Annotated in this window: 12 protein-coding genes and 1 other annotated feature; of the genes, 5 read left to right on the forward strand and 7 right to left on the reverse strand. The window is 54.1% G+C overall.

Features of this window, described 5'->3' with window-relative positions; all coding sequences use genetic code 11:
* Window positions 1–409 precede the first annotated feature (409 nt).
* The 3 genes from clpB to rluD form a co-directional block, all read right to left on the reverse strand.
* Window positions 410–2,983 (reverse strand): ATP-dependent chaperone ClpB, encoded by a 2,574-nt coding sequence (gene clpB, locus ACRDD5_RS05095; protein WP_438676110.1) that lies wholly within the window; start codon window positions 2,981–2,983, stop codon window positions 410–412.
* A 129-nt stretch (window positions 2,984–3,112) separates the two neighbouring features.
* On the reverse strand, window positions 3,113–3,844 hold the full coding sequence (gene yfiH, locus ACRDD5_RS05100; RefSeq protein WP_271282035.1) for a purine nucleoside phosphorylase YfiH: 732 nt from the start codon (window positions 3,842–3,844) through the stop codon (window positions 3,113–3,115).
* Entirely contained in the window at window positions 3,841–4,821 is a 981-nt protein-coding gene (rluD, locus tag ACRDD5_RS05105) for a 23S rRNA pseudouridine(1911/1915/1917) synthase RluD (protein ID WP_271282034.1), read from the reverse strand. The genes yfiH and rluD overlap by 4 nt, the downstream gene beginning before the upstream one ends.
* Window positions 4,822–4,951: 130 nt before the next feature.
* Between rluD and bamD the strand changes: the two genes are divergently transcribed.
* The 4 genes from bamD (at window position 4,952) to pheA (ending at window position 7,721) form a co-directional block, all read left to right on the forward strand.
* Window positions 4,952–5,689: an outer membrane protein assembly factor BamD gene (gene bamD / locus ACRDD5_RS05110; protein ID WP_271267244.1), complete on the forward strand. Its 738-nt coding sequence runs from the start codon at window positions 4,952–4,954 to the stop codon at window positions 5,687–5,689.
* 271 nt (window positions 5,690–5,960) lie between these two features.
* The gene (gene raiA / locus ACRDD5_RS05115; protein ID WP_271282033.1) at window positions 5,961–6,302 is read left to right on the forward strand and encodes a ribosome-associated translation inhibitor RaiA; all 342 of its coding nucleotides are present in this window, start codon (window positions 5,961–5,963) and stop codon (window positions 6,300–6,302) included.
* 103 nt (window positions 6,303–6,405) lie between these two features.
* Window positions 6,406–6,531 (forward strand) — a sequence feature (Phe leader region).
* Window positions 6,407–6,454 carry a hypothetical protein gene (locus tag ACRDD5_RS05120; RefSeq protein WP_225759495.1) on the forward strand — a complete coding sequence of 16 codons (48 nt, stop codon included), beginning with the start codon at window positions 6,407–6,409 and terminating at the stop codon, window positions 6,452–6,454. It overlaps the preceding feature by 48 nt.
* 29 nt (window positions 6,532–6,560) lie before the next feature.
* Window positions 6,561–7,721: a bifunctional chorismate mutase/prephenate dehydratase gene (pheA, locus tag ACRDD5_RS05125; protein WP_438676111.1), complete on the forward strand. Its 1,161-nt coding sequence runs from the start codon at window positions 6,561–6,563 to the stop codon at window positions 7,719–7,721.
* On the opposite strand, the gene ACRDD5_RS05130 is transcribed toward pheA, so the two are convergent.
* Genes ACRDD5_RS05130 through aroF form a run of 3 tightly spaced genes read right to left on the reverse strand, consistent with a single transcriptional unit; the run spans window position 7,718 to window position 10,850 of the window.
* A complete protein-coding gene (locus ACRDD5_RS05130; RefSeq protein ID WP_271282031.1) occupies window positions 7,718–8,587 on the reverse strand; it encodes an SMP-30/gluconolactonase/LRE family protein in 870 nt (289 codons plus the stop codon). The genes pheA and ACRDD5_RS05130 overlap by 4 nt on opposite strands.
* A 60-nt stretch (window positions 8,588–8,647) precedes the next feature.
* Complete coding sequence (gene tyrA, locus ACRDD5_RS05135) at window positions 8,648–9,769, reverse strand: bifunctional chorismate mutase/prephenate dehydrogenase (RefSeq protein WP_438676112.1); 1,122 nt, start codon at window positions 9,767–9,769, stop codon at window positions 8,648–8,650.
* A 10-nt stretch (window positions 9,770–9,779) separates the two neighbouring features.
* The gene (gene aroF / locus ACRDD5_RS05140; RefSeq protein WP_271282029.1) at window positions 9,780–10,850 is read right to left on the reverse strand and encodes a 3-deoxy-7-phosphoheptulonate synthase AroF; all 1,071 of its coding nucleotides are present in this window, start codon (window positions 10,848–10,850) and stop codon (window positions 9,780–9,782) included.
* A gap of 215 nt (window positions 10,851–11,065) precedes the next feature.
* On the opposite strand from aroF, the gene ACRDD5_RS05145 reads away from it, so the two are divergent.
* Window positions 11,066–11,440 (forward strand): DUF2799 domain-containing protein, encoded by a 375-nt coding sequence (locus ACRDD5_RS05145; protein WP_271282028.1) that lies wholly within the window; start codon window positions 11,066–11,068, stop codon window positions 11,438–11,440.
* A gap of 62 nt (window positions 11,441–11,502) precedes the next feature.
* Here the strand turns inward: ACRDD5_RS05145 and ACRDD5_RS05150 are convergent, their stop codons facing one another.
* The gene (locus ACRDD5_RS05150; RefSeq protein WP_438676113.1) at window positions 11,503–12,870 is read right to left on the reverse strand and encodes a PepSY-associated TM helix domain-containing protein; all 1,368 of its coding nucleotides are present in this window, start codon (window positions 12,868–12,870) and stop codon (window positions 11,503–11,505) included.
* Between the last annotated feature and the right edge of the window lie 52 nt (window positions 12,871–12,922).

Below are 12,922 nucleotides of genomic sequence, written 5' to 3' on the forward strand. Positions count from 1 at the left end.
ACTCAGAGACTTTGGTATTCATTTTTCGTCTTGCGACGTTAAGAATCCATGTCACTTTGAGTGCCCACACAGATTGTCTGATAAATTGTTAAAGAGCAGTGCAACGCGGCGTTAAGCTCACCGTTGCGAGGTGGCGTATGTTACGCTTTCCTCTTTCAGAGTCAAGCGTTTATTTTCGCTTTTCTCTGTCGGCGTTCATCTCTGAAGCCTGCTGTCACGGCGGTTTGTAATCCGTTGTTCCGTGTCAGTGGAGGCGCAGTATAGGCGATTCTTCTGGGCTGACAAGCATAAAATGAAAATTACTTATCGTTCGCTCACTTTCCAGGCAATAACGTGTCTGGAAATCCAGTTTTGCCTGGTTTTTAAACAAAAACGAGCCCCGAGGGGCTCGTTTTTGCCGTTCTGTGACTTACTGCACTGCCACAATGTGGTCGTCTTTCACCACCAGCTGTATTGTTTTGCCCGGAATAAGTGCCCCGGACAAGATTTGCTGGGCCAGCGGGTTTTCGATCTGTTGCTGAATGGCGCGTTTTAATGGACGCGCCCCGTACACCGGATCGTAACCGTTCGCACTCAACAGCTGCAGGGCATCATCTGAAATCTGCGTTTCGTATCCACGCTCTTCCAGACGCTGATACAACCGCTGCAGCTGTATACGGGCAATAGAAGCAATGTGTTTTTCACCCAGAGGATGGAAGACCACCACTTCATCAATACGGTTGATGAACTCAGGGCGGAAGTTTTGGCTAACCACTCCTAGCACCAGATCCTTCATATGCCCATAATCCAGCGCGCCAAACCGTTCCTGAATCAGATCGGAACCCAGGTTCGAGGTCATAATGACTACCGTATTACGGAAATCGACCGTTCTCCCCTGCCCGTCCGTCAGGCGTCCATCATCCAACACCTGAAGAAGGATATTGAACACATCCGGGTGTGCCTTTTCCACTTCATCCAGCAGAATGACGGAGTACGGGCGACGGCGCACCGCTTCTGTCAGATAACCGCCCTCTTCATAGCCGACGTATCCCGGAGGCGCACCCACAAGACGCGACACCGAATGTTTCTCCATAAACTCGGACATGTCGATCCGCACCATCGCATCGTCGCTATCGAACATGAAGTTCGCCAGCGCTTTACACAGCTCCGTTTTACCCACACCGGTCGGCCCGAGGAACAGGAACGAACCAATAGGTCGGTTAGGATCGGACAGCCCGGCACGGCTACGGCGAATCGCATTCGATACCGCTTCGACCGCTTCATTCTGGCCAATCACCCGGTGGTGCAGGTCTTGCTCCATCCGCAGCAGTTTGTCACGCTCACCTTCCAGCATCCTGGCTACCGGGATCCCGGTCCAGCGCGCCAGCACCTCCGCAATCTCTGCATCCGTCACCTTATTACGCAACAGACGCATAGTTTTGCCTTCGGACTGGGTTGCGGCTGCCAGCTGTTTTTCCAGTTCCGGAATTTTACCGTACTGCAGCTCAGACATTTGCGCCAGATCGCCCACGCGACGCGCCTGTTCTATCGCAAGCTTCGCCTGCTCCAGTTCAGCTTTAATTGTCTGTGTGCCCGAAAGGGACGCTTTTTCCGCTTTCCACTCTTCTTCTAAGCCGGAATATTGACGCTCTTTGTCATCGAGCTCTTCATTGAGCATATCCAGGCGTTTCTTACTGGCTTCATCCGACTCTTTCTTCAGCGCCTGCTGTTCAAGCTTGAGCTGAATAATGCGGCGATCGAGCCTGTCCAGCTCTTCCGGCTTCGAGTCAATCTGCATACGAATGCTGGAGGCCGCCTCATCGATCAGATCGATGGCCTTGTCCGGCAGTTGCCTGTCGGCGATATAACGATGCGATAACGTTGCCGCCGCCACGATAGCCGGGTCGGTGATCTGCACATGATGATGCAGCTCATAACGCTCTTTCAGACCACGCAGAATAGCGATGGTATCTTCTACTGACGGTTCAGCGACAAAGACTTTCTGGAAGCGACGTTCCAGCGCAGCGTCTTTTTCAATGTACTGCCGATACTCATCAAGGGTTGTGGCCCCCACGCAGTGCAGTTCACCTCGCGCCAGCGCCGGTTTCAGCATGTTCCCGGCATCCATTGCCCCGTCGGCCTTACCCGCTCCGACCATGGTGTGCAGCTCATCTATAAACAGGATAACGTTGCCTTCCTGTTTCGACAGATCGTTAAGCACGCCTTTTAAGCGCTCTTCGAACTCACCCCGGTATTTTGCCCCGGCCACCAGCGCCCCCATATCGAGCGCGAGTACCCGACGGCCTTTTAAGCCTTCAGGAACTTCGCCATTAACGATACGCTGCGCCAGTCCTTCAACAATGGCGGTTTTACCGACACCCGGCTCACCGATGAGCACGGGGTTATTTTTGGTCCGGCGCTGCAGAACCTGAATTGTGCGGCGAATCTCTTCGTCACGGCCAATCACCGGATCCAGCTTGCCCTGTTCAGCACGCTCAGTCAGGTCGACGGTAAATTTCTTCAACGCCTGACGCTGGTCTTCGGCACCCTGATCGTTCACGCTTTCACCTCCACGCATCTGTGCAATCGCCTGAGTCACGTTGGCCGTGGTTGCACCAGCGGTTTTCAGCAGGTCGGTCAACGTGCCACGTGATTCAAGCACCGCCAGAACAAACAGCTCTGACGAAATAAAATTGTCCCCACGCTTTTGCGCCAGCTTGTCGCAAAGATTCAGAACGCGCACCAGATCCTGAGACGGTTGAACATCACCACCGGTACCTTCCACCTGTGGCAAACGGCTCAACGCCTGATCGATAGCCGTGCGTAACTGGCCCGCATTAATGCCGGCAGACGTAAGCAAAGGACGTACCGAACCCCCTTCCTGATTCAGCAAGGCGCTCATTAAATGAAGAGGTTCGATAAATTGGTTGTCGCGCCCCAGTGCGAGAGACTGGGCGTCGGCGAGTGCCAGCTGGAATTTATTGGTAAGACGATCCAGACGCATAACTCCTCCCATAACAGGTCAAATTTGCTACTGGAGATTAAATGAGGTCATCCCTCAATTATTCAAGGTGAATGACCTGAATTATGCGAAAAGAAAACGGCGCGTGCCGGATCGTCTTGATTCTTTAGGTTATATCAGCCAAATGAAACTTGCCATACGACCTGTCGTCTTGTCGCGACGATAAGAGAAGAAATCACCCGTTTCGGTGAATGTGCAGCGATCGCCACCGTAGATCTGATTAACACCCACGTTCATCAGTCGTTGACGGGCCAGGAGATAGATATCAGCCATAAATTTATCCCCTGCCGGATGGAAAGCACGCTCAGCTTGTGGATCTTTTTCCATAAATGCCGCACGGACTTCCGGCCCCACTTCGAACGCCTGCGGGCCAATCGCCGGGCCAAGCCAGGCAACGATGTTATCCGCACTATCCGCAAAGCAGGCGACAGTTTCTTCCAGCACGCCCGCGCACAAACCACGCCAGCCCGCATGGGCGGCGGCAACTTCGGTCCCGGCTGTATTGCAGAACAGCACCGGCAGACAGTCGGCGGTCATGACGGCACACACTGTGCCCGGAGTATTGCTATAGGACGCATCTGCACGCTTTGAGGCGTATGGTTCACCGGTGAGTTTCAGCACATCAGAACCATGTACTTGCTCAAGCCAGACCGGTTTTGATGGCAGCCGACCTGCCGCGAACATGCGCTGGCGGTTCTCCTCGACGTGGTCGAGATTGTCGCCACAGTGAGCACCCAGGTTTAATGATTCCCAGGCTCCCTCACTGACACCACCGATACGGGTGGAACTGCAGGCGGCTACGCCTTTCGGCATGGCCCACTCCGGGACAATCAGTTTGGTCATAGCCAATCCACGTTGTCTTTATGCTCTTCAAAATCGGCACGCATCGCGTCGATCAGATCCACCATATCCTGAGGGATTGGCGCATGCCACTCCATCTCAATACCGGTGATCGGATGATAAAGACGCAGCATGGTCGCATGCAGAGCCTGTCGGTCGAATTTACGCAGCATAGCGATAAACTCTTCAGACGCACCTTTTGGCGGACGCGGACGGCCACCATAGACCTGATCGCCCACCAGCGGATGGGTGATATGGGACATATGAACACGGATCTGATGCGTACGCCCGGTTTCCAGACGCAGACGCAGACGCGTATGAATGCGGAAATGTTCCATAATGCGATAGTGCGTAACCGCCGGTTTGCCCATTGGATGGACAGACATATGGGTACGTTTCGTTGGATGACGGCTAATTGGCTGCTCAACCGTCCCGCCTGAGGTCATATGACCAATCGCGACGGCTTCATACTCACGGGTGATTTCACGCAGCTGCAAAGCTTCTACCAGATGCGTTTGCGCCGGAATGGTCTTCGCAACGACCATCAGGCCGGTCGTGTCCTTATCCAGACGGTGAACGATCCCCGCACGCGGTACGTCAGCGATAGGTGGATAATAGTGCAGCAGTGCATTCAGCACTGTGCCGTCAGGGTTGCCTGCACCAGGGTGCACGACTAAATCACGCGGCTTGTTGATTACCAGAATGTCGTCATCTTCATAAACGATATTCAGCGGGATATCCTGGGCTTCGAAGCGGACTTCTTCTTCGATATCAGCATTGATGGCAACAACTTCCCCACCCAACACTTTTTCTTTTGGCTTATCCCAAATCTTGCCATTGACCAGCACGCGCTGGTCCAGAATCCATTCTTTTATGCGTGAACGCGAATAATCAGGGAACATTTCGGCCAAAGCCTGATCTAAGCGTTGTCCGAGCTGTTTTTCGGAGACTGTTGCGGTGAGTTCTACTCGTTGTGCCATAGACTGCTTCTTCGTTTAACGTTGGGTTTTACGGCTTTGCCGTTTAATATAGTGTGCTATTGTAGCTGGTCTTAATCGGGAGCAGGAAAGAGATTCTCCCGGACAAACATTTGAGGAAAGTCAAAACGTCATGACGCGCATGAAATATCTGGTGGCAGCGGCCACGTTGAGCCTGGCTTTGGTGGGCTGCTCCGGTTCGAATGAACAGGTCCCTGACAATCCGCCGAATGAAATCTATGCGACTGCTCAGCAAAAGCTGCAGGACGGTAACTGGAAACAGGCGATAACGCAACTGGAAGCGCTGGATAATCGTTATCCATTTGGTCCTTATTCCCAGCAGGTACAGTTAGATCTGATCTACGCCTACTATAAAAATGCCGATCTGCCGCTGGCGCAGGCAACGATTGATCGATTCATGCGTCTGAATCCGACCCATCCAAATATTGACTATGTTATGTATATGCGCGGCCTGACCAACATGGCGCTGGATGACAGTGCATTGCAAGGCTTCTTTGGTGTGGATCGTTCAGACCGTGACCCTCAGCACGCCCGCGATGCGTTCAACGACTTCTCCAAACTGGTGCGTGGCTATCCGAACAGCCAGTATGTTACGGATGCCGGCAAGCGGCTGGTGTTCCTGAAAGATCGTTTGGCTAAATACGAATACTCTGTCGCGGATTATTACACCCGCCGTGGTGCATGGGTTGCCGTCGTGAACCGCGTTGAAGGCATGCTGCGTGATTATCCGGATACCCAGGCTACCCGTGATGGCCTGACGCTGATGGAAAACGCCTACCGCCAGATGCAGATGACTGCACAGGCAGAAAAAGTTGCGAAGATTATTGCCGCCAACAGCAGCAATTCCTGATCCTTCATCAATATGCAAAACGGCAGCCCGCGGGCTGCCGTTTTTTTATTCATATCTGTCGTAGGCTGAACCGGTTTAGCCCGCACGAATCCTATCAACTATGAACGCAGTTTGCCCACTCGACAAGGTAAAAGTTGATTCTTCCTGTCCTGCCTCACAAAAAGAATCCGCTGACAAAAAGTGACATAAAAATGTGATTTAGATCACGTATTTTGACATTAAGAACGGTATGCTGGAATCACCAAGACGGGAAAGACAAGAGGTAAAATTTATGACAATGAACATTACCAGTAAACAAATGGAAATTACTCCGGCAATACGCCAGCACGTCGCAGACCGTCTCGCCAAACTGGATAAATGGCAAACTCACCTGATCAAGCCACATATCATTCTTTCTAAGGAGCCGCAGGGTTTCATCGCTGACGCAACTATCAATACTCCAAACGGCCATCTGGTCGCCAGCGCAAAACATGAAGATATGTACACCGCCATCAACGATTTGATTAACAAGCTGGAACGGCAGCTCAATAAAGTGCAGCACAAAGGTGAAGCCCGTCGTGCAGCAACATCAGTGAAAGACGCAAGCTTCGTTGAAGTTGAAGAAGAAGAGTAATCCTTTACATTGAGTGTCTCGCCAACGCGCCTTCGGGCGCGTTTTTTATTGACAGGGTGAAAACAGTACGGGTACTTTAAGTCAGTCTATTGAAGAGATCACTTATGACCACTAAACCGTTTTTCTTCGCATTCTTTTTTACCTTCCCCTGATTGGGAGGCGTTTCGTCGTGTGATAAAGAATGCGAAGACGAACAACAAGGCCTCCCACACCGGGGGGCCTTTTTTATTGATAACGATAAAAGACAAAGGCAACACTATGACATCGGAAAACCCGTTACTGGACCTGCGAGATAAGATCAGCACTCTGGATGAAAAATTGCTTTCAATGCTGGCAGAACGCCGCGCGCTTGCCGTCGAGGTTGGCAAGGCGAAACTGGCTTCGCATCGTCCGGTACGCGATATCGATCGTGAGCGTGATCTGCTGGAACGCTTGATTACGCTCGGTAAAACGCATCATCTGGACGCGCATTACATCACTCGCCTGTTCCAGCTGATTATTGAAGATTCGGTCCTGACTCAACAGGCGTTGCTGCAACAGCATCTGAATAAAACCAATCCGCACTCTGCGCGCGTTGCCTTCCTGGGGCCAAAAGGGTCCTATTCCCACCTTGCGGCTCGTCAGTACGCTGCCCGCCATTTTGAAGAGTTTATCGAGAGCGGCTGTGCTAAATTTGCCGATATTTTCAATCAGGTTGAAACCGGGCAAGCGGATTACGCCATCGTCCCAATCGAGAACACCAGTTCCGGCGCGATTAACGACGTCTACGATTTACTCCAGCACACCACCCTGTCGCTGGTTGGCGAACTGACCATCCCTATCGACCACTGCGTGCTGGTGAGCGGCTCTACCGACCTGAGTAAGATCGAGACGGTGTACAGCCATCCGCAGCCGTTCCAGCAGTGTAGCCAGTTCCTGAACCGCTATCCGGGCTGGAAAATTGAGTATACCGAGAGCACCTCAGCCGCCATGGAGAAAGTGGCTCAGACCAATACCCCTACCGTTGCCGCACTGGGGAATGAAGCGGGCGGGGCACTGTATGGATTGCAGGTTCTGGAGCGTAATCTGGCGAACCAGACGCAAAACATCACCCGTTTTGTTGTGCTAGCGCGTAAAGCCATCGACGTTTCCGATCAGGTTCCGGCTAAAACCACGCTGCTGATGGCAACCGGCCAACAGGCGGGTGCACTGGTTGAGGCGCTGCTGGTGCTGCGTAACCACAATCTGATCATGACCAAACTGGAATCCCGTCCTATTCACGGCAACCCGTGGGAAGAGATGTTTTATCTTGATATCCAGGCCAACCTGGAATCTACATCCATGCAGAAAGCCCTGCGCGAGCTGGGTAAAATTACCCGTTCGATGAAGGTGCTGGGCTGCTATCCGAGCGAGAACGTTGTCCCGGTGGATCCGGCTTAACGCGGTATAAAGAGGCTCTTTTTCACCCCTGCCACGCTAACCGGCAGGGTGAAAATAGCCCCGGATAGCGGCCAGGCCGCAATCTCCTGCGGATCCATGTTTTCACGGGTGGTGGTGATAAAAAGCGTTTGCATATCGTCACCGCCGAAACAAACCATCGTCGGGTAGCGCACTGGCAGGCGGTACTCTTCCAGCTGTTCACCCTGCGGAGAAAAGCGCGCGATGCGCCAGCCGTCGAACAGTGCGCTCCAGTAACAGCCTTCGACATCCATCGCCGCACCGTCGGGGATCCCTTCTCCCGGCAGAAAGCGATGAAATATCTCCCGTTTGCCAGGCTCGCCCTGCTCGTCCAGCGGCGTGCGATAAATCACGGCATTTGGCGTATCAGAGGTATACATCCAGCGCTTATCTTCGCTGAATGCCAGACCGTTATGACCGTGGATATCACACTGGATGACCTTCGGCGTCAGGTCATTGTCGATCCGCATCAGCAGCGCACCGTTATAGTCGCCCGGCCCCCAGAAGGTGCCCGCATAGAAGCGGCCAAAATGATCCGTGCCGCCGTCATTAAAGCGCGCCAGCTGCGGATTGGACGGATTATCGCAGACCTTACGCTGCAGCAGCCCCTGCCTGTCGGTCAGCCAGATGGCATTACGCATGGCAACAATAAAGCCGCCGTGGCGCAGAGCAAAACACCCCACTTCTTCGTGGAAGGACAAAACGGTGTGTTCCGCCGTAGGCAGGTGATATCGGTGGATCTCGCCTTCCAGTATATCTGCCCAATACAGGGCGTTTTCCGCTTCGCACCAGGTCGGGCATTCCGGTAAATGCCCCGTATAATCAAACAGAACGCGTGGTTCGGCCATGACAAATCCCCAAAATGAAAAAAGCCAGCAGTGCTGGCTTTTAGTATATACATCATTAGATTACTGGCGACTGTCGTTGGCCTGTCGCAGTAAAATTCGACTTTCGTTCTGGAAGCGCTGGGCGTAATCGCCAAACCAGTGCTCGACCTTACGGAAGCTGTCGATAAAGGCCTGTTTATCACCCTGCTCCAGCAAAGTGATCGCTTCACCAAAACGCTGGTAGTAACGTTTGATCAGCGCAAGATTGCTGCCCGACGACATGATGATGTCGGCATACAGCTGTGGATCCTGAGCAAAGAGACGCCCGACCATCGCCAGTTCAAGACGGTAAATCGGTGATGACAACGACAGCAGTTGCTCAAGCTGGACATTCTCTTCTGCCAGATGCAGGCCATATGCGAAGGTCGCGAAGTGGCGCAGCGCCTGGATAAAGGCCATGTTCTGGTCGTGCTCGACGGCGCTGATCCGGTGTAAACGTGCACCCCACACCTGCATCTGTTCCAGGAACCACTGATAAGCTTCCGGCTGGCGGCCATCGCAGTACACGACAACCTGTTTTGCCAGGCTGCCGCTGTCCGGGCCAAACATCGGGTGGAGGCCAAGAACCGGACCGTTATGCGCGGCCAGCATCGCCTGCAGCGGACCATTTTTGACCGAGGCCAGATCAACCAAAATGCAGTCTTCCGGCAGCGGAGGCAGTTTAGCAATAATCTCTTCGGTCACGTGGATCGGAACGCTGACAATCACCATGCCTGCGTCTGCGACCGTCGCCTCTGCCTGCGCCCAGTCCTCTTTTTCGAGGATCCGCACCTGGTAGCCAGAAAGCGTCAGCATCTTCTCAAACAGACGCCCCATCTGCCCGCCGCCGCCAACAATGACGACCGGGCGCAGCGTTGGACAGAGGGTTTTGAAGCCTTTGTCATTTTCACTGGAGTAGGATTCCCGCATCACGCGGCGCAGCACATCTTCAATCAGATCCGGCGAGACGCCCAGCGCCTGGGCCTCTTTCCGCCGTGATGCCAGCATGGAGGCTTCGCGCTCTGGCACGTAAATCGGCAGGCCGTATTTACTTTTGACCTCGCCGACTTCAGCGACCAGCGCCATCCGGCGCGCCAGCAGATCCAGCAGCGCCTTATCCACCTCATCAATTTGATCGCGTAATGCGGTCAATTCAGCAACCATAACAAACCTCTTAAGCCAGACGCGTCGCCAGCTGGCCGTTCAAATCTTTGTGGATCTCACGCAGCAACGCATCGGTGGCTTCCCAGCTAATGCAGGCATCGGTCACGGAGACACCGTGTTTCATAGCGCTGCGCGGCTGTTCGGATGATTGATTGCCTTCATGGATGTTACTTTCAATCATCAGGCCAATAATCGAACGGTTGCCATCTTTAATCTGCGCCACGACGGATTCTGCCACCGCAGGCTGACGACGGTAATCTTTATTAGAATTACCATGACTGCAATCTACCATCAGTGCCGGGCGCAGTCCTGCCTGTTCCATCTCTTTTTCGCACTGCGCGACATCTGCCGGACTGTAGTTTGGTGCCTTGCCGCCACGCAGGATAACGTGACCATCCGGGTTGCCCTGCGTCTGCAGCAGACAAACCTGACCGGCCTGGTTGATACCGACGAAGCGGTGCGGCATCGCCGCAGCACGCATGGCGTTGATCGCCGTCGCCAGGCTGCCGTCGGTACCGTTTTTGAAACCAACCGGCATAGACAGGCCAGACGCCATCTCACGGTGGGTTTGCGACTCGGTCGTACGGGCACCGATTGCCGACCAGCTGAACAGATCGCCCAGGTACTGCGGGCTGTTTGGATCCAGCGCTTCTGTTGCCAGCGGCAGGCCCATGTTCACCAGCTCGACCAGAAGATGGCGCGCAATCTTCAGGCCAGCTTCGACATCAAACGAACCATCCATGTGAGGATCGTTAATCAACCCTTTCCAGCCAACGGTGGTACGAGGTTTTTCAAAATAGACGCGCATGACGAGATAGAGGTTATCGCTGACCTCTTCGGCAAGGGCTTTAAAACGCTGAGCATATTCGATGGCAGTTTCTGGATCGTGGATAGAGCACGGACCGCATACCACCAACAAACGCGGATCGCGTCCGGCAATGATATTGGAAATGGTCTGGCGGGAGTGCGCGATTTGCGCCTCTTGCTCAACGCTCAGCGGGAATTCCGCTTTCAGTTGGTCCGGGGTGATCAGAACGTGTTCGTCGGTAATATGTACGTTATTCAGCGCGTCTTTTTGCATGATGGCGATCCTGGAAGCTCGTTTGCGATAGTTGTTTTCCTCAGCGAGGAAACCCAACGATACCACAGATAGTAAAGATTTCAATCCAAAATACGTAAATAATACTTTACAGCATGCAATTTCAGGCAAAAAACATTCGATTAATGTGTAACGTAAAAATGACAGCACGCGTTATCTGCGCCAGGCTATGCTGAATGAAAAAGGGAGAATGTCTTATGCGCTTTATTGTGACCTCTTTGCTGTGCCTGCTTTTAACTGCATGTCAGATCGATCCTTACACGCATCAACCCACCTGGACGGGAACCGACTGGTTCGATGCCGGTAAAGAAGACGCCATGAACGGCGTAGCCGTAAAATCCAACCAATCGCTGGCGGCTAACTTTAACGACCCGAAAGTGGATCGTTCTGAGTATCTGAGCGGGTACAAAGAGGGGCAGGAGAAAATTTGTCAGGAGAACTTTGTTTATGCCTGGGGATTAGCGGGCCGGATTTTCCCGGCCAGCTGCGATACGGCGGATAACAACACTAAGCTGCGTGAAGCCTGGCAGCACGGCATGAAAGAGGGAACCCAGGCCAGCCGCTTAAATTAATGCAACTAAGCGACGTGCCGACAACCACCGCCAGGCGGCAGTTATTGGCACGTCCTGCACGACTATTTTATTGACTCAGCCAGCGACAGCTTCGTCGCAGACCGCCAGCGCAGCCAGTCAGCCATAACGAACAGCACCAGACTGCAGCCCATCACCGGCATCGCCAGCCCCAGCAGCACGCTGATGACTAACGACAACATGCGTCCCCATACCGGCAGCATGAGCCAGGTCTGGACCAGGGTCGAGGCGGGATCGGTTGCCGTCTGCTTCGGTCTGCGCATCCACCACATCCGATAGCCCCAGACGATCATCACGCACAGCCCAATGCCAAATGCGATCAGCACCAGCTGGTTCGGCAGGCCAAACAGCACGCCCATGTGGAAATCCACGCCCCAGCGGGTCAGTTTGGCCATCAGCGGATAATCAGCAAAGCGGGTATGGTCGAGCACAGTCAACGTGCCAGGGTCAACGGCCACCGCGTCGACCTGGGTCGGCCAGCTACGGTCAATCTCGGTCACGGTCCACGCCTGCGTGCCGCTCTTCGCCGGGCGGATCTCCAGCTTCGTGGCATCAATGCCCGCGGTATTGGCGGCGTGCAGAACCCCATCAAACAGCGTCAGATCGGGTTTCATCTGCGACATCGGCATGGTCATAGGATGCCCATGATGCTCGGCATGCGGGTCGGTCACCCCCGCCGGGCCATGAAGCTGCGTGTTGACCTGCGGCGTCAGCCAGCCCATTTCCGCCCGCAGTTTATCCACATTGCCGCCCGCCCACTGAGACCAGGTCAGGCCGGTAGCAGAGAACAGTAGCATACCGGTCAGCAGAACCCAGCCGAGCGACACATGCACCCGGCGGCGGTTCTGAAAGCGGTTATTGATGCGACGTTTTGGCCGGGTTGAGAACCACAGCGCGATCCCCCCTAGCGCGGCAATCCACATCCAGGATGCGGCCAGCTCGCTATAAAGACGCCCCACATCGCCCAGCAGCAAAGACTGATGCAGATAGTCGATGGTTTGCCGTAACGGCAGAATACCGCTGGTGCCATAGACCGTCATATCGCCGCGCACTTCGAGGCTGACCGGATCGATAAATATCGCCCGGTTTTCCGAAGCCTTCAGCGCCGGATCAACGTACATCACACGGGTGGTCTCACCTGTTGTCAGACCCGGACGCACCGCCTGCAAGCGCAGCTCGCCACCGGTGACCTGCTCCGCGACGGCGATTTGCTCGGCCAGCGGACGCGCCTGGCCCTGCGTATCGCTGAACAGTGCATGATGGTAGAGACTGTTCTCCAGCTGCGGCGTCGCGACGTACAGCGTCCCGGACAGGGCAGCAATAAAGATAAACGGTCCGACAAACAGACCAACATAGAAGTGAAGACGACGCAGCAGGTTGCCCCATGCTGCGCGCGAGTTGCAGGTAGTCATGCTTTCCCTTTTACGGCAAAAAGTTATCAATACGCGATGGCGTACATTATTT

This window comes from Silvania sp. (genome assembly GCF_051656365.1).
Taxonomy (GTDB): domain Bacteria; phylum Pseudomonadota; class Gammaproteobacteria; order Enterobacterales; family Enterobacteriaceae; genus Enterobacter; species Enterobacter hatchlandensis.

Bases quoted from the DNA above. Each gene is read 5' to 3' on its own strand.
- clpB (WP_438676110.1), bottom strand. From the start codon at position 2,983: ATGCGTCTGGATCGTCTTACCAATAAATTCCAGCTGGCACTCGCCGAC.
- yfiH (WP_271282035.1), bottom strand. From the start codon at position 3,844: ATGACCAAACTGATTGTCCCGGAGTGGGCCATGCCGAAAGGCGTAGCC.
- rluD (WP_271282034.1), bottom strand. From the start codon at position 4,821: ATGGCACAACGAGTAGAACTCACCGCAACAGTCTCCGAAAAACAGCTC.
- bamD (WP_271267244.1), top strand. From the start codon at position 4,952: ATGACGCGCATGAAATATCTGGTGGCAGCGGCCACGTTGAGCCTGGCT.
- raiA (WP_271282033.1), top strand. From the start codon at position 5,961: ATGACAATGAACATTACCAGTAAACAAATGGAAATTACTCCGGCAATA.
- pheA (WP_438676111.1), top strand. From the start codon at position 6,561: ATGACATCGGAAAACCCGTTACTGGACCTGCGAGATAAGATCAGCACT.
- ACRDD5_RS05130 (WP_271282031.1), bottom strand. From the start codon at position 8,587: ATGGCCGAACCACGCGTTCTGTTTGATTATACGGGGCATTTACCGGAA.
- tyrA (WP_438676112.1), bottom strand. From the start codon at position 9,769: ATGGTTGCTGAATTGACCGCATTACGCGATCAAATTGATGAGGTGGAT.
- aroF (WP_271282029.1), bottom strand. From the start codon at position 10,850: ATGCAAAAAGACGCGCTGAATAACGTACATATTACCGACGAACACGTT.
- ACRDD5_RS05145 (WP_271282028.1), top strand. From the start codon at position 11,066: ATGCGCTTTATTGTGACCTCTTTGCTGTGCCTGCTTTTAACTGCATGT.
- ACRDD5_RS05150 (WP_438676113.1), bottom strand. From the start codon at position 12,870: ATGACTACCTGCAACTCGCGCGCAGCATGGGGCAACCTGCTGCGTCGT.